Below are 18,501 nucleotides of genomic sequence, written 5' to 3' on the forward strand. Positions count from 1 at the left end.
GTGGGCGCGATCACCGGAACGTTCAAGGGATTCGGTGTCACCTTCTCGCACATGTTCAGGAAGGTCGTCACGACCGACTACCCGTTCAAGCCGCCGGTGTCGGCGCCGCGCTACCACGGGCGGCACATCCTCAACCGGCACCCGGACGGCCTGGAGAAGTGCATCGGCTGCGAGCTGTGCGCCTGGGCCTGCCCGGCGGACGCGATCTACGTCGAGGGTGGCGACAACACCGACGAGCAGCGCTTCTCGCCGGGTGAGCGGTACGCCAGCGTCTACCAGATCAACTACGCCCGCTGCATCTTCTGCGGGCTGTGCATCGAGGCATGCCCGACCCGGTCGCTCACCATGAGCAACGAGTACGAGTTGGCCCGGGACAACCGGCAGGACCTGATCTTCACCAAGGAGCAGTTGCTCGCGCCGTTGCTGGAGGGCATGGAGCAGCCTCCGCACCCGATGCGGCTGGGTGACAGCGAGAAGGACTACTACGTCGGCGCGCTGGACAACCCGGGCACCTCCGCCGGTGCGGAGACGTCCCCGATGGGCCCCGGCCGCTACCAGGTCGAGGAGCACCCCGGCGTGACGTTCCCGGGCGCCGAGCAGGCCGCCCAGCGCGTGGCGGCCGGCAAGGGAGAAAAAGCATGACCACGTCTACGGTGCTCGCCGCGGCGGGTTCGGTCCCCACCGGCGAGGCGGTCACCTTCTGGATCCTCGCCCCGCTCGCGCTGATCGGCGGGATCGGGATGGTGGCCGCGCGCAACGCCGTGCACTCGGCGCTGTGGCTGGTGCTGACAATGCTCTGCCTGGGCGTCTTCTACGTGCTCCAGGCCGGTCCGTTCATCGGCATGGTGCAGATCATCGTCTACACCGGCGCGATCATGATGCTGTTCCTCTTCGTGCTGATGCTTGTCGGTCGGGACTCCACTGACTCGCTGATCGAGACGCTGCGCGGCCAGCGCGTCGCCGCGATCGTGCTCGGCCTGGGCTTCGCCGGCCTGGTCGGCACCGGCCTCTACCAGGCGCTCGACCGGACCAACACGGTCGGCCTGGACCAGGTCAACGCCGAGGGGAACGTGCAAGGCATCGCCCGACTGCTGTTCACCAAGTACGTCTTCGCATTCGAGCTGACCTCGGCGCTGCTGATCACCGCGGCGGTCGGTGCCATGGTGCTGGCCCACGTCGAGCGGCGTAAGCAGGACAAGGTCGACCAGGTGTCGACGATGAAGGCACGCTTCGCCCCGGGCAACTACCCCGGCCCGAAGCCGGGCCCCGGCGTCTTCGCGACCTCCTCCTCGGTGGCCACCCCGGCCCGGCTGCCCGACGGCCGCCTGACCGACCGCAGCACCCCGGCGATCCTTCCGCAGCGCGAGCTGACCGCCGAGGAGACCTCGCTGAAGGGGACGGACAAGTAATGGGAACGTTCTTCTCGGTCGAGCCGACCTACTACCTCGTGCTCGCCGCGGTGCTGTTCACCATCGGCGCCGCCGGGGTGCTGGTCCGGCGCAACGCGATCGTGCTGTTCATGTGCGTGGAGCTGATGCTCAACGCGGCCAACCTGACGCTGGTCACCTTCAGCCGGATCAACGGTGACCTCAACGGCCAGATCATGGCGTTCTTCGTGATGGTGGTGGCGGCGGCCGAGGTCGTGGTCGGGCTCGCGATCATCATGTCCATCTTCCGGACGCGACGCTCGGCGAGTGTCGACGACGCCAACCTGCTCAAGTACTAGAGGGGTCCACCGGTGGAAGAGACTGTGGAATACGCCCAGGCCACGGGGCTGCTTGGGGGCGTCTGGCTGCTGGTGGCGATCCCGCTGGTCAGCGCGGCCATCCTGCTGCTGCTCGGCCGCCGGGCCGACCGCTGGGGGCACTGGTTGGGTGTCGCCGCCATCGGCGCCGCGTTCGTGCTCGGCCTGAGCTTCTTCTTCCAGCTGCGTGGCCTGGAGAACAAGTCGGTCGAGCTGAGCCTCTGGGACTTCATCGCCGTCGGTGATCTACGCGTCGACTTCGGCCTGCTCTTCGACCCGCTGGCCGCGGTCTTCGTACTGCTGATCACCGGGGTGGGTTTCCTGATCCACCTGTACGCGGTGGAGTACATGTCGCACGACGCGGGCCGTCGTCGGTTCTTCGCGTACTTCAACCTGTTCGTCGCGGCGATGCTGCTGCTGGTGCTCGGCAACAACTACGTGATGCTGTACTTCGGCTGGGAGGGCGTCGGTCTGGCGTCGTACCTGCTGATCTCCTTCTGGACCGAGCGGCCGAGCGCGGCCACCGCCGGCAAGAAGGCGTTCCTGATGAACCGGGTCGGCGACGCCGGCCTGGCCATCGGCATCTTCATCATGTTCGCCACCCTGGGCACCACCCAGTACGACGAGGTGTTCAACGGTGTCGGCGCGCTGACCGGCACCACGGTGCTGGTCCTCGGCCTGTTGCTGCTGCTCGGGGCTGCCGGCAAGTCCGGCCAGTTCCCGCTCCAGGCGTGGTTGCCGGACGCGATGGAGGGCCCGACCCCCGTGTCGGCGCTCATCCACGCCGCCACCATGGTCACCGCGGGCGTCTACCTGATCGCCCGGTCCAACCCGATCTTCTCGGCCAACTCGACGCTGCAACTCGTGGTGGTCAGCGTCGGCGCGCTCACCCTGCTGATCGGCTGCATCATCGGTGCGGCCAAGGACGACATCAAGCGGGTGCTCGCCTGGTCGACGGTGAGCCAGATCGGCTACATGTTCCTCGGTGTCGGCCTCGGCGGCGCGGCGTACGCGCTGGCCATCGTGCACCTGCTGGCGCACGGCTTCTTCAAGGCCAACATGTTCCTGGGCGCCGGCTCGGTCATGCACGGAATGAAGGACCAGGTCGACATCCGCCGCTTCGGTGGGCTGTCCAAGTACATGAAGATCACCTGGTTGACCTTCATGATGGGCTGGCTGGCCATCATCGGCATGTTCCCGTTCTCCGGCTTCTTCTCCAAGGAGCCGATCATCGTGGCCGCCTTCGAGCGGGAGGACTGGACCGCCTGGCTCTTCGGCGGTGCGGCACTGCTCGGCGCCGGGCTCACCGCGTTCTACATGACGCGGCTGTTCGTGCTCACGTTCCACGGGCCGCAGCGGTGGACCGAGGACATCGAGCACCCGCACGAGTCGCCGAAGCTGATGACCATCCCGCTGATCCTGCTGGCGGTCGGGTCGGTCGGCGCCGGCTTCCTGCTCGCCACGTCCGTTCCGGACTGGCTGACGGAGACCGCCGGGCTGGGCGGCGAGCACGCGGAGCACGAGGCGGTCCTCTCGCACACCGTGATCACCATCCTGTCGCTGCTGGTCACCGTGCTCGGTGCCGGGCTCGCCTGGTTCCTGTTCCGGGCAGGCACTGCCACCGCGCCGCAGCCGGCCGGCGTGCTGGTCACCGCCGCCCGGCGCAACCTCTACACCGACACGGTCAACGAGGCGGTCTTCGAGAAGCCGGGCATCTTCCTCACCCGGGCGCTGGTGTACCTCGACAACCGGGGCATCGACGGGCTCGTCAACGGGCTCGCCGCCGCGGTCGGCGGGGGCTCGGGCCGCCTCCGTCGGATGCAGACCGGCTTTGTCCGCTCGTACGCCACCTCGATCCTGGCCGGTGCGCTGCTGGTGATGGCGGCGTTCCTGGCGGTGCAGGCGGGGTGGTTGGCGTGATCGACCTCAATACGCCCGCCCCCGCCGGCGGACCACGCATCCACGACGGAGGTAAGGCCGCATAATGTCCAACTTCCCGTTCCTCTCGGTGCTCACCGTGGCGCCGCTGGTGGGCGCCCTGGTGGTGGCCTTCCTGCCGCGCCACCGCCCGGAGCTGGCCAAGCAGGTGGCGTTCGCCTGGTCGCTGCTCGTGCTGGTGCTGTCGGTGGTGATGTGGGTCAGCTTCAACGCCGGCGGTGACCGGTTCCAGTTCCGCGAGTCGTACTCCTGGATTCCGAACTGGGGGGTCAGCTTCACCTTCGCCGCCGACGGCATCGCGCTGGTGATGCTGATGCTGATCGCGGTGCTGGTGCCGCTGGTGATCCTGGCGTCCTGGCACGACGCCGAGTCGTCGAAGCGGTCGGTGCCCGTCTACTTCGCGCTGCTGCTGGTCCTCGAGTGCACGATGATCGGCGTCTTCGCGGCCGCCGACGTCTTCCTGTTCTACGTGTTCTTCGAGGTCATGCTGGTGCCGATGTACTTCCTCATCGGCAGCTACGGCGGCCACCAGCGGCAGTACGCGGCGGTGAAGTTCTTCCTCTACTCGCTCGTCGGCGGTCTGTTCATGCTGGCCGCGGTGATCGGCCTGTGGGTGGTCGGCGGCAAGACCTTCGACTGGCAGGCGCTCTCGCAGGTCGACATCAGCACCGGCACCGAGCGGTGGCTGTTCCTCGGCTTCTTCCTCGCGTTCGCCATCAAGGCGCCGTTCTTTCCGTTCCACACCTGGTTGCCCGATGCCGGTGGCGCCGCCCCGGCGGGCGCGGCGGCGCTGCTCGTCGGCGTGCTGGACAAGGTCGGCACCTTCGGCATCCTGCGCTACTGCCTGCCGCTGTTCCCCGAGGCGTCGAAGTGGTTCGCGCCGTGGGCACTGGCCCTGGGTGTGATCGGCATCGTCTACGCCGCGCTGCTGGCGGTCGGCCAGAACGACCTCAAGCGGCTGGTGTCGTACACCTCGATCGCGCACTTCGGCTTCATCGGCGTGGGCATCTTCGCCTTCACCACCCAGGCCGGCACCGGCGCGGTGCTCTACATGCTCAACCACGGGCTGGCCACCGGCCTGCTCTTCCTGGTGGTGGGCATGCTGATCTCCCGGCGTGGTTCGGCGCTGATCAGCGACTTCGGTGGCGCCGGCAAGCTCGTCCCGGTGCTCGCCGGGGTGCTCTTCTTCGCCGGTCTCGCCTCGCTCGCGCTGCCCGGCACTGCGCCGTTCATCTCCGAGTTCCTGGTGCTGATCGGCACCTTCACCGTGAACAAGCCGGTCGCGGTCATCGCCACGCTCGGCATCATCCTGGCCGCCGCGTACGTGCTGTGGATGGTGCAGCGCACCACCCAGGGCACCCTCAACCCGGCGCTGACCGAGGTCGACGGCATGCGCCGGGACCTCAACCTGCGCGAGAAGGTAGTGGTCGCCCCGCTGATCGCGCTGATCGTGCTGCTCGGCTTCTTCCCCAAGCCGGTCACTGACGTGATCAACCCCGCCGTCCAGGCGACCATGGACGACATCGGCAGAACCGACCCGGCGCCGTCCGTGGGCGGCACCGTCCAGGAGGCGGCAAAGTGACCGAGTTGAAGCTGCCGTCGATCGACTACGCGGCGATCTCTCCGATCCTGATCATGCTGGGCACGGCGTTGCTCGGCGTGCTGGTCGAGGCCCTGGTGCCTCGTCGCTGGCGGCACGTGGTGCAGTTGACGCTGGCGCTGCTCGCGGTGCTCGCGGCCCTGACCATGGTGGTCCTCAGCGCCGATGAGCGGATCATCACCGCGGGTCAGGCGCTCGCGATCGACGGGCCGACGCTCTTCCTCCAGGGCGCGATCCTGGTGCTGGCAGCGATGGCGCTGCTGCTGATCGGTGACCGCTCGGTCGAGCGGGGCGGGGCGTTCGTCGCCCAGGCCGCGGTGACCGCGGAGTCGGCCGACGACCGGCGGCAGGCCGAGGGGCGCAACGGTCTCACCGAGGTCTACCCGCTGACCACGTTCGCGATCGGCGGCATGCTGATCTTCGTGGCGGCGAACGACCTGCTGACCATGTTCATCGCACTCGAGGTCTTCTCCCTGCCGCTCTACCTGCTCTGCGCGCTGGCCCGTCGCCGGCGTCTGCTGAGCCAGGAGGCGGCGATGAAGTACTTCCTGCTCGGCGCGTACGCCTCTGCGTTCTTCCTGTTCGGCGTGGCCCTGATCTACGGCTTCACCTCCGGCATCCCGGGCCGCACGGCCGGCGTCGACTTCGCCACCATCCACGCGGCGGTGGGCGAGTCGCCGGCCAGCCCGGTGCTCCTCTTCGCCGGCATGGCGCTGCTCGCCATCGGTCTGCTCTTCAAGGCCGCGGCGGCCCCGTTCCACGTCTGGACCCCGGACGTCTACCAGGGTGCTCCGACCCCGGTCACCGGGTTCATGGCGGCCTGCACCAAGGTCGCCGCGTTCGGTGCCCTGCTACGCGTCTTCCAGGTCGCGTTCGCCGACGCCAACTGGGACTTCACGCCGGTCCTCGGCGCGGTGGCGGTGCTGACCATGCTGGTGGGCGCGGTGCTCGCTGTCACCCAGACCGACATCAAGCGGCTGCTCGCGTACTCCTCGATCGCCAACGCCGGCTACCTGCTTGTCGGTGTGTTGGCGCCGAGCCGCGACGGGCTGGCCGGCACGATGTTCTACCTGGTCGCGTACGGCTTCTCGGTGCTGGCCGCGTTCGCCGTGGTGACGCTGGTACGGGACGACGACGGCGAGGCCACCCACCTGTCCCGCTGGGCCGGGCTGGGCCGCCGGTCGCCGTTCTTCGCCGCGCTGTTCACGTTCATCCTGCTGGCCTTCGCCGGTATTCCGCTGACCAGCGGCTTCACCAGCAAGTTCGCCATCTTCGGGCCGGCGCTGGAGGGTGGCCAGGCCTGGCTGGTGATCGCCGGTGTGCTGACCAGCATGATCCTCGCGTTCCCGTACCTGCGGGTCGTGGTGATGATGTGGCTCTCCGAGCCGGGCGAGTCCACCCCGACCGTCATGGTGCCCGGTGGGCTAACCTCCGCCGCGCTGATGATCGGTGTGCTGGCGACCCTGGTGTTGGGTGTCGCCCCGGCGCCGCTGCTCGATCTGGCTGCCGGAGCCGCCGAATTCGTTCGGTAACCGAAGGTTCGATCACCAGGGGTCGGCGCGTGTTCACGTGCCGGCCCCCGGTGCGTATCCCCGGGCCGGAGCAGGTCGAACGGGTGTGGCATGGTTGATAGCGTGGTGAATCCGGCGGGCGAGCGTTCAGGTGCCTCCGGCTCCGGCGGTCGACGGGGTCGGGCGAGCACGAGTCAGTTCGGCGCGCTTGGCCTCAGCCTCTCCGATCCCCGTGTCGAGGCGTCCGTGCTGGGTCTTCTGGACACGGTCGAGGTCGAGTTGCGGGCCAGCGTGGCCAGTGCCGACCCGTTCGTCACCGAGGCCGCCCGGCACCTCGTCGAGGCCGGCGGGAAGCGGTTCCGGCCGTTGCTGGTGGCGCTCGGCGCCCAGTTCGGTGACCCGACCGGTGCGCAGGTGGTCCCGGCCGCCGTGGTGATGGAGCTCACTCACCTCGCCACCCTCTACCACGACGACGTGATGGACGAGGCCGCCGTCCGTCGGGGCGCGCCGAGCGCGAACTCCCGGTGGACCAACTCGGTCGCCATCCTGGTCGGCGACTACCTCTTCGCCCGCGCGGCGGACATCGCCGCCGACCTGGGCCCCGAGGCGGTCCGGTTGCAGGCGCGCACCTTCGCCCGGCTGGTGCACGGCCAGATCGCGGAGACGGTCGGGCCGCGCGCCGACGACGACCCGGTGGCCCACTACCTGCACGTGATCGCCGAGAAGACCGGCTCGCTGATCGCCACGTCCGCCCGTTTCGGTGGCATGTTCGGTGGCGCCGCCCCTGAGCACGTGGAGGCCCTGGCCGGGTACGGCGAGACGATCGGCGTCGCCTTCCAGCTCTCCGACGACCTGCTGGACATCGCCTCCGAGTCGGTGCAGTCGGGCAAGACCCCCGGCACGGACCTGCGCGAGGGTGTCCCGACGCTGCCGGTGCTCTACGCCCGCGAGGCGGACGACTCCGACGCGTCGTCGGTGCGGCTGCGGGAGATCCTGGCGACCGGCCCGTTGACCGACGACGCGCTGCACGCCGAGGCGTTGGGGCTGCTCCGGGAGAGCGCGGCGCTCAAGCGGGCCCGGGAGACCGTGCGCAGCTACGCCGAGGAGGCCCGCGCGCAGCTCGCCCCGCTGCCACAGGGCCCGTCCCGCAGCGCGCTCGAGTCGCTCTGCGACTACATCGCCGACCGCACCAGCTGATCCACGCCCCGGCCCGCTGCGGCGGCGGCGCGGGTCAACAGTCGGCTGCCGACGAGCATGAGGGCGGCGGCGAGCAGCATCGCCACGGCCGCGATGGTCCACATCGCCGGGTAACCGAGGTGGGCGGCGAGTGGGCCCAGGCTCAGCGGGCCGAGACAGCCGCCCGCGTACACCCCGGTCTGGGTGATCGAGGTGGCGGCGGCCGGTGACTGCGGGTGGAGCCGGACCACGGCGAAGTTCATCAGGCCGGGCCAGGCCCAGCCCAGGCCGAAGCCGAGCACCACGCCGACCACCAACGGCACCGAGCCGGTCAACGCGAGCAGGCCCAGCCCGGCCGCGCCGACGAGCAGCATCGCGGCGATGAGGGCGACGTGGCCGGTCTCGCGGCGGTCGGCCACCCAGCCGGCGCCCACCCGAGACGCCACGCAGACCGCGCTACCCAGGGTCAGGGTGAGGCCGGCGAGGCCCGGCGACAGACCCCGGGCTGCGGCGGAGTCCACCAGGAAGGTGCCCAGCGAGTTGGCCGCGCCCGAGGCCAACGTCGCCGCCGCGCCGATCACCACCAGCGCCGCCGTCGCCCGACCGGCGCGCGCGGCGCCGGCCCGCCGGGCCGGGCCGGGCATCTGCCGGGGTACGGCGGCCAGCGTCGCCAGCGCGGCCACGGCGGCGGCCACGAACGCCCAGCGCCAGCCGGCGGTGAGCGCGATGGTGGGCACCGCCACCCCGGCCAGCAGGGTGGAGACCGGGATGGCGGCCTGCTTGACACCGAACGACAGCCCCTGCCGCCGGGCCGGCACGTGCTGGGCCAGCGCGGCGTTGCTGGCCAACTGGCCGAGCGCGTTCGCGGCGGCGCTGAGCGCGAGCAGGCCGACCAGCACCGGGTACGACCGGGCGAAGGCGGCCACGGCCAGCATCGACCCGGCGGCCAGCAGGATGCCGCAGCGGGCCACCACTGCCGGCCCGTACCGCTCGACCAACCGCCCGGAGGGCACCGAGGCCAGCGCGCTGATCCCGAAGTAGACGGAGACGGCCAGGCCCAGGCCGGCCGGCGAGAAGCCGAGGTCCGTGCCCATCTGCACGGCGAGACCGCCGAGCAGGAAGACGGGGAGTACGCAGGCCACTGTGGTGACGACTGCGCCGGCGCTGGCCCGGACCGGACGGGGTCGGGCAACGGCCGGATCGGGGGTGTTGGAGGTGTCGGTCATCGTTCGGCAAACCTACGCGAGCCCCGCTCACAGCACTCTTGGTGACTGGCGGGGCACAAGCTGTGGATGGTGATCTGGCATCCTCGACCCGAACAGGCATTTCGCACTGGGCCTGTTTTTCATATGGTGTAAGTCCCCGGCGGCGGAGGTGGTTGTGCGCGACCCCTTGGCAGAACCTTCGGACCTGATTCGCAGCGTGTCCCGAGCGCTACGGGTGCTGGAGTCGGTCGGTCGCGCCCCGAAGGGCCTGACCGTCAAGCAGATCGCCCGGCGCTGCGAGCTGACAGTGGCCACCACCTACCACCTGGTCCGCACCCTCGCCTACGAGGGCTACGTGATCCGTCGCGAGGACGGCACGTACATCGTGGGGTTGGAGGTGGCCGACCGGTACCGGGAGCTGGTGACGGCGTTCCGGGGCCCGCCGGCGGTCGGTGAGACGCTGCGGCGGGCCGCCCTGGACACCGGCTACAGCCACTACCTCGGTCGGTTCGTCGGCGGTCAGGTGGCCCTCACAGCGGTCGCCGAGGGGCACCGGTCGCCCTACCTGGAGGATCTGGTCCCCGGTTTCGACGAGGGGGCGCACGCGACAGCGCTCGGCAAGTCGTTGCTCGCCACCCTCACTACCGACCAGCGCTACCGCTATCTGCGCGAGTACGGCATGCGCCCGTTCACCACCGCCACGCTGACCACCACCGAGAGTTTCGAGGCCGACCTGGCCGCCGGCGACCGGCGTGGCATGCAACTGGAGATGGGGCAGTTCCGCCAGGGGGTGGCCTGCGCCGCGGTGCTCGTCGCGCCGGACAAGGACATGGAACGCCGGGTCGTGCTGGCCTGCGCGTTGCCGGCCAGCGAGATGATGACCTCCGCCCGGGTGGTACGCGCCAAGTTGCTCACAGTGGCCCGCGGCGTGGCCGACAGCATCGCCACCGACAACTGACCGCCGAGAGGCCCTCTCCCGGGCTGGGAGAGGGCCTCTCGGGGCGGTCCGGCGCCGGACCGCCGGAGCAACGTCAGCGGCCGCTCGGCCGCGGGTACGACGTCAGCTGCCCACCGGGCCGCCGTCGAGGCGCCAGGTGACCACCACGCCCGGCTTGGCGTAGTCACCGTCGGGCCAGTTCGAGGCCGGGTTCTCCACCGAGGCCCCGGTGATCTCGCCGGGGTGCTGCACGGCGACGAAGACCGAGCGGTTGTCGCCGGTGATGAACGGGCCGCAGGTCTCCGCGCCGAGCGGCACCGTCAGGAACTGCTTGAGGTGACCCCGCTCCGGGCCCTCCACGGCGGTGGCGAACAGGCCGTCGTTGCTGCCCAGCGCGTTGCCGTCGGTGGAGATCCAGAGGTTGCCGGTGGCGTCGAAGGCGACGTTGTCCGGGCAGGAGATCGGGGAGACCTTGGTCTTGTCGTACCCGGCGAAGAAGGTCGACGGGTCGGTCGGGTCGCCGCAGACGATCGGCAGCGACCAGGCGAAGGTCTCCGAGGTGTTGTCGTTGCGGTCCTCGACCAGCTCCAGAATCTGCCCGTGCTTGTTGGCGTTGCGCGGGTTGGCCTCGTCCGCCTTCGGGTTGCTGCCGACGCCCCGGTTGGTGTTGTTTGTCAGCGCCACGTACACCTTGCCGGTGAGCAGGCTCGGCTCGACGTCCTCGGGGCGGTCCATCTTGGTCGCGCCGACCTTGTCACCGGCGAGCCGGGTGAAGGTGAGCACGTCGGCGGCGGTCATCCCGTCGACGAACGACCGGTTGCCGCTGACCAGCCTGATCCAGCGACCCCGACCGTTGAACGCGCCGTCGGCGGGGAGCTTGCCCGTGCCGTCGATCTCGGCGGCGCTGGTCTGGTCGAGCTTCGCCACGTAGAGCGTGCCGGACTCCAGCAGGGTCAGGTTGTGCTTGCGGGCAGCCCAGGAGTTGCCCTTCATGAACTTCTTGTCCGAGACGAACTTGTAGAGGTAGTCGAACCGCTCGTCGTCGCCCATGTACGCGACCACGTGGCCGTCCTTCGCGACGATCACGTTGGCGCCCTCGTGCTTGAACCGGCCCAGCGCGGTGTGCTTGCGCGGGCGGCTCTCCGGGTCGAACGGGTCGATCTCGACGATCCAGCCGAACCGGTGTGCCTCGTTGGGGTGCTTCGCCAGGTCGAAGCGCTCGTCCGCGCGCTCCCACTTGCGGCTGCCGCTGGGGTAGCGGCTGGCGGTGCTGATGCCGTAACGGTCCAGCTTCGGCTTCAGCTCGGCCGGGGCGGCGTCGGCGCCCACGAAGTACTGGTTGAAGTTCTCCTCGCCGGAAAGCACAGTGCCCCACGGGGTCACGCCACCGGCGCAGTTGTTCAGCGTGCCGACGACAGTGCGGCCCCTGGGGTCGGCGGCGGTCTTCAGCCAGGCCGAGCCGGCGGCCGGGCCGGTCAGGTCGAACTTGGTGCTCAGCGCGGTGACCCGCCGGTTGTACGGCCGTGGGCCCTTGCCCACCGGCTTCCACTGCCCGGTGCCCGCGACCCGCTCAAGCTCCACCACTGACATGCCGTGCGCGGCCATGGCGGTGCGCAGCTGCTCCACGGAGAGCCCGTCCAGGCCGGGGAAGCCCGGGAACATCAGGTCCTCGTTCGTGTACTCGTGGTTGACCACGAGCAGTGCCCGCTTGCCCTGCTTGTCCAGCGGCAGCACGCCCACGAAGTCGTTGTTGTAACCGAACTGCTTGGACTGCGCGGCGGCGGTCTGGTGGTGCAGGTCGAACTCCGGCGCGCCCGGCAGCACCGGGTCACCCCACTTGATCACCACGGCGTGGTCGTAGCCGTTCGGCACGACCAGGGTGTCCAGCTTGTTCGGTGGGATCGGCTTGAAGGTCAGCGCGCCGTTGCCGACCCCGGTGCCGGGACGACCGAACCCGAAGTTCTCCGGTACGTCCGGGGCGGTCGGGGCCGCCATGGCCGGGGCCGCTCCGGCGAGCGCGCCGGCTGCCGCGCCGCCGAAGCCGAGCACCAGCGCGCCGACCGCGCCGGCCCGGACCACGCCACGCCGCGACACCTCGGCGTTCACCACGTCACCGAAGTACGCGTTGTCGGAGGTGTTCGGGACCGGGTGGTCACACGCGTTTCCGCACCGGTACAGACAGGTCATGGCATCACGGGTGCCATGGCGGGTGCCGTTCAACAGGGGGAGCAGCCGGGGACGGTCGCTCATGGGGGAAGCCTCCAGAGAAGTCGGTGGCACGACAGGCGGCGTACCAGCCGGACGCTAGGAGGACGTGGTGAGCGCTCGTCAGCCGCGATGTGAACCGGGCATGAACACCTTCGTCGGTGGCACCACCACGCAACCGGTCTGACCTCGGGCTGAACCGATCGGCGTGACAGCACGTATTCCCGAGCGAACGCACCGCCGGACGCGCGCCGGAAGCGAGGAGACCGCCATCAGCGACCACGACGCCCAACTGCTGCGCGCGCTGCACGACGAGCACGCGGAGGCGCTGTACGCCCATGCTCTGCGGCTGGTCAACGGGGACCGGCAGCGGGCCGAGGACCTGGTGCAGGAGACGCTGCTGCGGGCCTGGCGACATCCGGAGTCACTCGACCCGAGGCGTGGATCGGTGCGGTCCTGGCTGTTCACCACCGCCCGCAACCTGGCCATCGACGCCTGGCGGCGCCGATCCACCCGGGTCGGCGAGGTGTTCACCGACGATCTGCCCGAACCGCCCGAGGTGATCGACGAGGCCGAACGGGCGGTGGAGGCGTGGACCGTCGCCGAGGCGCTGAACCGGCTCAGCCCGACCCACCGGGAGGTGCTGGTCGAGTGCTTCTACCAGGGGCGGTCGGTGGCCGAGGCGGCGTCCCGCCTGGGCGTACCGCCAGGGACCGTGAAATCCCGCACCCACTACGCGCTGCGGTCTCTACGGTTGGTCCTGGCCGAGATGGGGGTGACGGGATGACCCGGTGCGAGTTCGCGTACGACGACGGCGCGTACGTGCTGGGCGCCCTGGCCCCCGCCGAACGGGCGGCCTACGAGCGGCACCTCGGCGGGTGCGCCGAGTGTCGGGAGGCGGTCGCCGAGATCGCCGTCCTGCCCGGGTTGCTCGGGCGCCTCGACCCGGCGGGGTTGGAGCAGATCCTGCCGCCGCCGGCCCCGCCCCGGGTGCCCGCACTGCTCGACGAGGCCCGCCAGCGCCGTCGTCGGGAACGCGCCGCGGACCGGCGACGGTACGCACTGACCACACTGGCCGCCGCCGGGCTGGCGCTGCTGGTCGGCGTGGGCACCGCAGTGGCGCTGCCCCGAACGGTCGACCCGTCCGGGCCGCCCGGCGCGCAGGGCACATCGACACCACAGGTGTCGATGGTCGCCATGCGGCCGGTGGCCGCCGCCGGGCCGGTGCACGCCGACCTCGGGCTCACCGGCACCAAGTGGGGCACCCAGGTGACCATGCGCTGCGGGTACGACGCGCGGACGAGCTACGGCAAGGCGTACCCGTTCCGGCTGGTGGCGCGGGGCCCGAACGGCGCCACCGAGCAGATCGGCTCCTGGTTGGCGGCGCCCGGCGACGACCTCAGCTTCACCGGCGCGACGAGGTTCACCGACGCCGAGCTGGTGAGCGTGGAGCTGCAAAAAGCCGACGGCACGCCCCTACTGACCTACGCCGTCCCCTAAACCCACCCACCCACCCACCCCGGTCCTTCGCGATCTTGCACTTTCTGCCGTTCCATAAGGGGCATGGCAGGCATATAGACCACCGAAACTGCAAGATCGCGGGGTCAGGGGGTGGGGAGTGGGGTGGGGGCGGGGGTCTGTTGGCGGGACTGGCGGGTGCGGCGGGAGGTTCGGACGGCGTCGGCGGTGAAGACGATCAGGGCCAGCCAGACCAGCGCGAAGCCGGCCAGCCGGGCCGGCGGCATCGGCTCGTGGAAGATCAGCACCCCGCAGCCGAGCTGAAGGATCGGCGCCAGGTACTGGATCATGCCGAGGCTGCTCAGGGGCAGTCGGTTGGCCGCCCCGGCGAACAGCAGCAGGGGAACCGCCGTGGCCGCGCCGGCCAGCACCAGCAGCGCTGTGTGCCCGGCCGAGACGTGCCCGAAGGTCAGGTCGGCCCTCGCCGTCAGCCAGCCCAGGTAGCCCAGCGCCGGCAACGCCAGCACCGCCGACTCGACGAAGAGCCCCTCCGCCGCCGGCAGCCCGAGCCGCTTCTTCACCAGGCCGTAGCCGGCGAAGCTGAACGCCAGGGTCAACGCCAACCAGGGCAGCCGGCCGTAGTCCACGGTGAGCACCGCGACCGCCGACGCGCCGATCCCCAGCGCCACCCACTGCGCCGGGCGCAGCCGCTCCCGCAGCACCGTCACCCCGAGCAGCACCACTACCAGCGGGTTGATGAAGTAGCCGAGCGCCGTCTCCACCACCCGGTCGGAGTTGACCCCGTAGATGTAGGCGCCCCAGTTCACAGCGATCAACGCGGCGGCGGCGACGATCCCCGCCACCGCCCAGGGGCGGCGCAGCAGCGACCGCAGGAAGCCGACGTTGCGCAGCGCCGCCAGTAGCAGCGCCACGAAGACCACCGACCAGACGATCCGGTGGGACAGGATTTCCAGCGGGCCGGCGGGTCGCAGCAGCTTCAGGTAGAGCGGAAAGAAACCCCAGAGCAGGTACGCGCCGAGGCCGTAGAGGTATCCCAGACGGAGTGGCGTCACGCCTCCACCGTAAGGGGCGTAGTGCTGCTTTGTTCCTTTCCGGTGATCGGGGTCACCGGGGCTCGACGGTCCAGCTGCATCCACCGTTGCGGCGCGTCCAGCGGGGTGAAGCCCACCCCCGCGTACACCTGGTGGGCGTCGTTGGTGCAGAGCAGGATCCGGCGTACGCCCAGCTCGTCCAGGTGGTCGCGGACCGCGCCGGCCAGCCACCCGCCCAGCCCTCGACCCCGGGCGGCCCGGTCGACGTACACGTCGCAGAGCCAGGCGAAGGTGGCACCGTCAGTGACGACCCGGGCCACCGCGACCTGGCGGCCGTCCTCCGGCCGGTAGATGCCGAACGGCAGCGAGCCGGCGAACGACCGCTCGGTGGTCTCCCGGTCCCGTCCGAGCGCCCAGTACGCGTCGGTGGACAACCAGTGGTGCACCAGGTCCAGGTCGATCCGCGCCGGATCGGTACTGAGCAGGTGGCCGTCGGAATAGGTCAGCGAGAACATGCCGCGACGCTAACCGCCGAGGTGGGCGGTCCGGCCGCCACATTCCCGAACTCTGGTCAACGGCCCGCCGGGGCCCCGGCCGAGGTCGGAGCCCCGGACGGACCGGGGCGGTGCTGGCTGGTCGGCGGTCAGTCCCGGTCGAGGACGGCGCCGAGGATCCAGGTCACGATGCTCACGAAGAGAGCGCCGAGCACTGCTGCCGGCCAGAAACCGTCCACCGAGAACGGCAGCCCGGCCTGGTCGGCGATCCAGCTGGTGAGCAGGAAGAGCAACCCGTTCACCACCAGGGCGATGAGACCCAGGGTCAGGAGGTAGAAGCCACAACCGACGGTCTTGATGATCGGCTGGAGAACCGCGTTGACCACGCCGAAGATCACCGCCACCAGGAGCAGCGTGGTCACCGTCTCGGTGGCCGAGTTCGAATCCAGGGAGATGCCCGGGATGAGGAGCGTGGCCAGCCAGAAAGCCAGAGCTGTGCTGGCCAGCCGAATCAGCAGACCTTTCAGAAAACCCATGGCGGGGATCGTGCCACGGACACCGCACCGACGTAACCCGCCGGCTGGCCGTCCCGGTGGAATCAGGCGCGCGTCGGCGGGCCGATCAGTTGTGCCTCGATCGGAGTGGGGGAGAGCAGTGCCCAGCGCAGCGCCCGACGGTTGACCACGGCCACCATGTCCTCCCGGATCCGGGTCAGCCACTCGGCCGAGCCGCCCAGCCCCAGCGCGGCTCCGGCCAGGGTGGCCTCGGCGGAGGTCAGTGGCTGGAGCAACGCCAGGTCGGCGCGGCTCAACGCGTCCACATCGGCCGGGGTCAGCTCGTCGCGTACCACAAGGGTGGCCCGCCACGGCGGGCCCGGCGCGGCCTCGGCCGCCACCGGCCCGGCGTCGACGATCAGCAGCAACGGACGCAGCGCGGTGCCCACCCCGTCGGCGACCGCCCGACCGGGAGGGAGCAACGGGATCGTGCCGCCCGGCGCGCCAACCCCTCGGATGAACGGTTCCCAGGCGCGTGGCCGGGCGGTCTGCACCACCACCAGGGCGCCGAGTGCCAGGGCGCGCAGGGCCACCAGCTGGGCTGCCCGCACCCCGCCGACCAGCAGCACACGGGTGCTCTCCGGCCGGAACAGTCGCACTGTGACGGCTCGCCCGTGCCGGTTGGTGCCGACCATCATTCCCGCGTCGCCCAGGGACAGCTCCCAGTCGTCGACCGCCGAGCCGGGTCGCGCTCCGGGCGTCGGTGGGCGGGGCTGCGCCCCGGGTGCCGTCAGCGCCAACGGCAGCGTGGCGGCGAGCCCGCTCAGGTGGGCGCCGTCCAGTCGGCGTAGTTTTCCGCCCAGGTCGGTCACCAGGCGGGTCAGCGCCTCGGTGGCCGCCGCCAACTCGGTCGCCGTCGCGGCGGCCAGGCGTACGGTCAGCTCGGTCGGCACTCCGCCGGCCGCCGGCGGACCCGACGACGTCGACATCGTCGGCGACGGGCCTGAGCAGATCGACACCGTCGTGGCCGTCGCCGGCAGTGCGAGCAGGCGGGGCACCAGCCGGCGTCCAGCCGCAGCACCCGCGTCGGGCCAGTGGAGCAGACGGAAGGTGGCCTGGACGAGAGTGCCGGACCGGATCGCCGGCCAGGACTCCCGGACCGGTTCGCCGTCGTGGTGGGCCAACTCGCCCAGGACACGCAGCGCCGCCGGCACCCCGAGCGGCCTCGCGGCCAACGGCCCGAGCCGGCGGACGATCCGGCGGACCGTGCCGGCGAGCACCCGGCGCAGGTCCTCCTCGGACCAACCGTTCACCCGCAGCACCCGGACCGCCACCACCGCCCGCTCGCGCCCGGGGAGCCGCCCGTCGGTGAGCTGCCGGTACGACGTGCCGACAGTGCCACCGGCGCTCGGCACCGGCGCCGGCGCACCGGCGAGCAGCAGTTGGACCAGCAGCGGGGGCTGGTCCGGCCCGGTCGGGGGGAGCAACGCGGCCGGGGCGGGAATCGCCTGGGACACGTCGCCCAGCAGGTCGCCGGGGTCACCGAGCTCCAGGAGCGCGACCATGCCGGTGGTGTCCTCCAGGACGGCCGCCGGCCCGCCGGTCAACTCGGTCGAGCGGACGACGGTGCCCGGGGCGACCAGGTCGAGCAGTTCGGCCGGGTCGGCCGGCCCGCTCAACGCCCGCCGGCGGGTGAGGTGCCCGATGGCGGTGCCCAGCCACTCGAACAGCCACCGCCCCCGCACCGGCACCCAGGCGGCGGCCACCAGCAGCACGGCCACCAGTACGGCCGCCGCGACGACCGGTGCGGGTCGGCCGAGGGTGACGAGCACCAGCGCCGCCGCGACCTGTGCGGTGACCAGTTGGCCGGCTCGCGCTCCGGCAGCCGCCCGACGGCCGAGTGCGACCCAGTGGGCCACCGGCGACCGGCGACGGGGGATGCGCTGATCGACCGGTCCCGGGCCCCGGTCGGTGGGTCGACCCGGCCCGCCCACCCGTGCGGAGGCGCCTGCCTCGGGCCCGACCGGGGTCGGCGGGTGCGGCCCTCCGGTGGTGATCGCCGGCACCGTGCCTCCTCGACCATTGGGGACCGGGTCGGGCGGCCGGCCGCCCTCCGGCGGTCCGTCACACGCCGCGACGTGGCTGCGGCACATCGTAAGCGACCGATGGGCTCCTCGGTTGTCCACAGGGGAAGCCGGTGGGGTAGCAGAACCGCTACGAGGTCGCTACCGTCAGCCACGAAGTCCTTCGCTGACCCGTGTCTCAGTGCTCGACGACCGGGCCAAGCGACGACGCGTCGCCCCAGGGTGGGCGCGTCGACGGCCAGGTGCGATCCGAGAGACGAGGTGACGTCCGGATGTCCCAAACCAAGGCAGAAGCAGCGGTGATGCAGCAGACTGCCGCGAAGTTCGAGCAGGTGGACCAGTCGTTGCAGTCCATGCTGACCGGCCTGCTGGCCGAGCTGGAGGTGTTGCAGCAGGCCTGGCGTGGCGCTGGTGGCCGGTCGTTCGAGCAGGTCAAGCAGCAGTGGTCACAGGACCAGGCGGCGCTGCACCGCGCGCTGCGCGAGACCGCCGGTGCGATCCGCACCGCCGGTCGGCAGTACGACGTGTCCGACGACGAGGTGTCCAGCCGGGTGGCCGGCACCAACCGCGGCGGCATCCAGTTGCCGCTCTGATCCCGCTTGG

General features: G+C 70.9%; 17 protein-coding genes. 11 read left to right on the forward strand and 6 right to left on the reverse strand.

The genetic code is table 11. The features are described from left to right. From nuoI to ABZ794_RS05445, 7 genes are all read left to right on the forward strand, one after another. On the forward strand, positions 1–642 hold the full coding sequence (nuoI, locus tag ABZ794_RS05415) for an NADH-quinone oxidoreductase subunit NuoI (protein ID WP_210785491.1): 642 nt from the start codon (positions 1–3) through the stop codon (positions 640–642). Further along, a complete protein-coding gene (locus ABZ794_RS05420; RefSeq protein WP_210785492.1) occupies positions 639–1,409 on the forward strand; it encodes an NADH-quinone oxidoreductase subunit J in 771 nt (256 codons plus the stop codon). The genes nuoI and ABZ794_RS05420 overlap by 4 nt, the downstream gene beginning before the upstream one ends. Next, entirely contained in the window at positions 1,409–1,726 is a 318-nt protein-coding gene (gene nuoK / locus ABZ794_RS05425) for an NADH-quinone oxidoreductase subunit NuoK (protein ID WP_210785493.1), read from the forward strand. Before ABZ794_RS05420 ends, nuoK begins: the two co-directional genes overlap by 1 nt. 12 nt (positions 1,727–1,738) lie before the next feature. Further along, positions 1,739–3,664, forward strand: a complete 1,926-nt coding sequence (gene nuoL, locus ABZ794_RS05430) for an NADH-quinone oxidoreductase subunit L (RefSeq protein WP_357514390.1) — start codon at positions 1,739–1,741, stop codon at positions 3,662–3,664. A 64-nt stretch (positions 3,665–3,728) separates the two neighbouring features. Further along, complete coding sequence (locus ABZ794_RS05435; RefSeq protein WP_112585696.1) at positions 3,729–5,264, forward strand: NADH-quinone oxidoreductase subunit M; 1,536 nt, start codon at positions 3,729–3,731, stop codon at positions 5,262–5,264. Next, a complete protein-coding gene (nuoN, locus tag ABZ794_RS05440) occupies positions 5,261–6,814 on the forward strand; it encodes an NADH-quinone oxidoreductase subunit NuoN (RefSeq protein ID WP_238689482.1) in 1,554 nt (517 codons plus the stop codon). Before ABZ794_RS05435 ends, nuoN begins: the two co-directional genes overlap by 4 nt. Positions 6,815–6,904: 90 nt before the next feature. Further along, complete coding sequence (locus ABZ794_RS05445; RefSeq protein WP_210785496.1) at positions 6,905–7,990, forward strand: polyprenyl synthetase family protein; 1,086 nt, start codon at positions 6,905–6,907, stop codon at positions 7,988–7,990. Here ABZ794_RS05445 and ABZ794_RS05450 read toward each other — a convergent pair. Beyond that, the gene (locus ABZ794_RS05450) at positions 7,966–9,195 is read right to left on the reverse strand and encodes an MFS transporter (RefSeq protein WP_357514393.1); all 1,230 of its coding nucleotides are present in this window, start codon (positions 9,193–9,195) and stop codon (positions 7,966–7,968) included. The two genes, ABZ794_RS05445 and ABZ794_RS05450, sit on opposite strands and share 25 nt — an antisense overlap. A gap of 154 nt (positions 9,196–9,349) precedes the next feature. Here ABZ794_RS05450 and ABZ794_RS05455 point away from each other — a divergent pair, with 154 nt between their 5' ends. Beyond that, complete coding sequence (locus ABZ794_RS05455; RefSeq protein WP_210785498.1) at positions 9,350–10,132, forward strand: IclR family transcriptional regulator C-terminal domain-containing protein; 783 nt, start codon at positions 9,350–9,352, stop codon at positions 10,130–10,132. Positions 10,133–10,234: 102 nt separating this feature from the next. Here the strand turns inward: ABZ794_RS05455 and ABZ794_RS05460 are convergent, their stop codons facing one another. Next, the gene (locus ABZ794_RS05460) at positions 10,235–12,361 is read right to left on the reverse strand and encodes a PhoX family phosphatase (protein ID WP_357514395.1); all 2,127 of its coding nucleotides are present in this window, start codon (positions 12,359–12,361) and stop codon (positions 10,235–10,237) included. 226 nt (positions 12,362–12,587) lie between these two features. Here ABZ794_RS05460 and ABZ794_RS05465 point away from each other — a divergent pair, with 226 nt between their 5' ends. Together ABZ794_RS05465 and ABZ794_RS05470 are read left to right on the forward strand one after the other, a co-directional pair. Then, the gene (locus tag ABZ794_RS05465) at positions 12,588–13,103 is read left to right on the forward strand and encodes a sigma-70 family RNA polymerase sigma factor (RefSeq protein WP_051708644.1); all 516 of its coding nucleotides are present in this window, start codon (positions 12,588–12,590) and stop codon (positions 13,101–13,103) included. After that, positions 13,100–13,816: a zf-HC2 domain-containing protein gene (locus tag ABZ794_RS05470; protein WP_210785500.1), complete on the forward strand. Its 717-nt coding sequence runs from the start codon at positions 13,100–13,102 to the stop codon at positions 13,814–13,816. Before ABZ794_RS05465 ends, ABZ794_RS05470 begins: the two co-directional genes overlap by 4 nt. 104 nt (positions 13,817–13,920) lie before the next feature. Here the strand turns inward: ABZ794_RS05470 and rarD are convergent, their stop codons facing one another. The 4 genes from rarD to eccE all read right to left on the reverse strand — a co-directional run bounded on the left by rarD (position 13,921) and on the right by eccE (position 17,880). Next, a complete protein-coding gene (rarD, locus tag ABZ794_RS05475; RefSeq protein ID WP_238689484.1) occupies positions 13,921–14,847 on the reverse strand; it encodes an EamA family transporter RarD in 927 nt (308 codons plus the stop codon). Beyond that, on the reverse strand, positions 14,844–15,341 hold the full coding sequence (locus ABZ794_RS05480) for a GNAT family N-acetyltransferase (protein ID WP_210784021.1): 498 nt from the start codon (positions 15,339–15,341) through the stop codon (positions 14,844–14,846). Before ABZ794_RS05480 ends, rarD begins: the two co-directional genes overlap by 4 nt. 128 nt (positions 15,342–15,469) lie before the next feature. Beyond that, on the reverse strand, positions 15,470–15,856 hold the full coding sequence (locus ABZ794_RS05485; protein WP_091395522.1) for a phage holin family protein: 387 nt from the start codon (positions 15,854–15,856) through the stop codon (positions 15,470–15,472). A 62-nt stretch (positions 15,857–15,918) separates the two neighbouring features. Continuing rightward, entirely contained in the window at positions 15,919–17,880 is a 1,962-nt protein-coding gene (gene eccE / locus ABZ794_RS05490; protein WP_307850555.1) for a type VII secretion protein EccE, read from the reverse strand. Between the two features lie 290 nt (positions 17,881–18,170). On the opposite strand from eccE, the gene ABZ794_RS05495 reads away from it, so the two are divergent. Further along, positions 18,171–18,491, forward strand: a complete 321-nt coding sequence (locus tag ABZ794_RS05495) for a WXG100 family type VII secretion target (RefSeq protein ID WP_030486283.1) — start codon at positions 18,171–18,173, stop codon at positions 18,489–18,491. Positions 18,492–18,501 lie beyond the last annotated feature (10 nt).

It is taken from the genome of Micromonospora sp. NPDC047187 (assembly GCF_040643355.1).
Lineage (GTDB): Bacteria > Actinomycetota > Actinomycetes > Mycobacteriales > Micromonosporaceae > Micromonospora > Micromonospora salmantinae.

Bases quoted from the DNA above. Each gene is read 5' to 3' on its own strand.
- ABZ794_RS05470 (WP_210785500.1), top strand. From the start codon at position 13,100: ATGACCCGGTGCGAGTTCGCGTACGACGACGGCGCGTACGTGCTGGGC.
- ABZ794_RS05495 (WP_030486283.1), top strand. From the start codon at position 18,171: ATGTCCCAAACCAAGGCAGAAGCAGCGGTGATGCAGCAGACTGCCGCG.
- ABZ794_RS05445 (WP_210785496.1), top strand. From the start codon at position 6,905: ATGGTTGATAGCGTGGTGAATCCGGCGGGCGAGCGTTCAGGTGCCTCC.
- ABZ794_RS05480 (WP_210784021.1), bottom strand. From the start codon at position 15,341: ATGTTCTCGCTGACCTATTCCGACGGCCACCTGCTCAGTACCGATCCG.
- ABZ794_RS05450 (WP_357514393.1), bottom strand. From the start codon at position 9,195: ATGACCGACACCTCCAACACCCCCGATCCGGCCGTTGCCCGACCCCGT.
- ABZ794_RS05435 (WP_112585696.1), top strand. From the start codon at position 3,729: ATGTCCAACTTCCCGTTCCTCTCGGTGCTCACCGTGGCGCCGCTGGTG.
- ABZ794_RS05420 (WP_210785492.1), top strand. From the start codon at position 639: ATGACCACGTCTACGGTGCTCGCCGCGGCGGGTTCGGTCCCCACCGGC.
- ABZ794_RS05485 (WP_091395522.1), bottom strand. From the start codon at position 15,856: ATGGGTTTTCTGAAAGGTCTGCTGATTCGGCTGGCCAGCACAGCTCTG.
- nuoK (WP_210785493.1), top strand. From the start codon at position 1,409: ATGGGAACGTTCTTCTCGGTCGAGCCGACCTACTACCTCGTGCTCGCC.
- ABZ794_RS05460 (WP_357514395.1), bottom strand. From the start codon at position 12,361: ATGAGCGACCGTCCCCGGCTGCTCCCCCTGTTGAACGGCACCCGCCAT.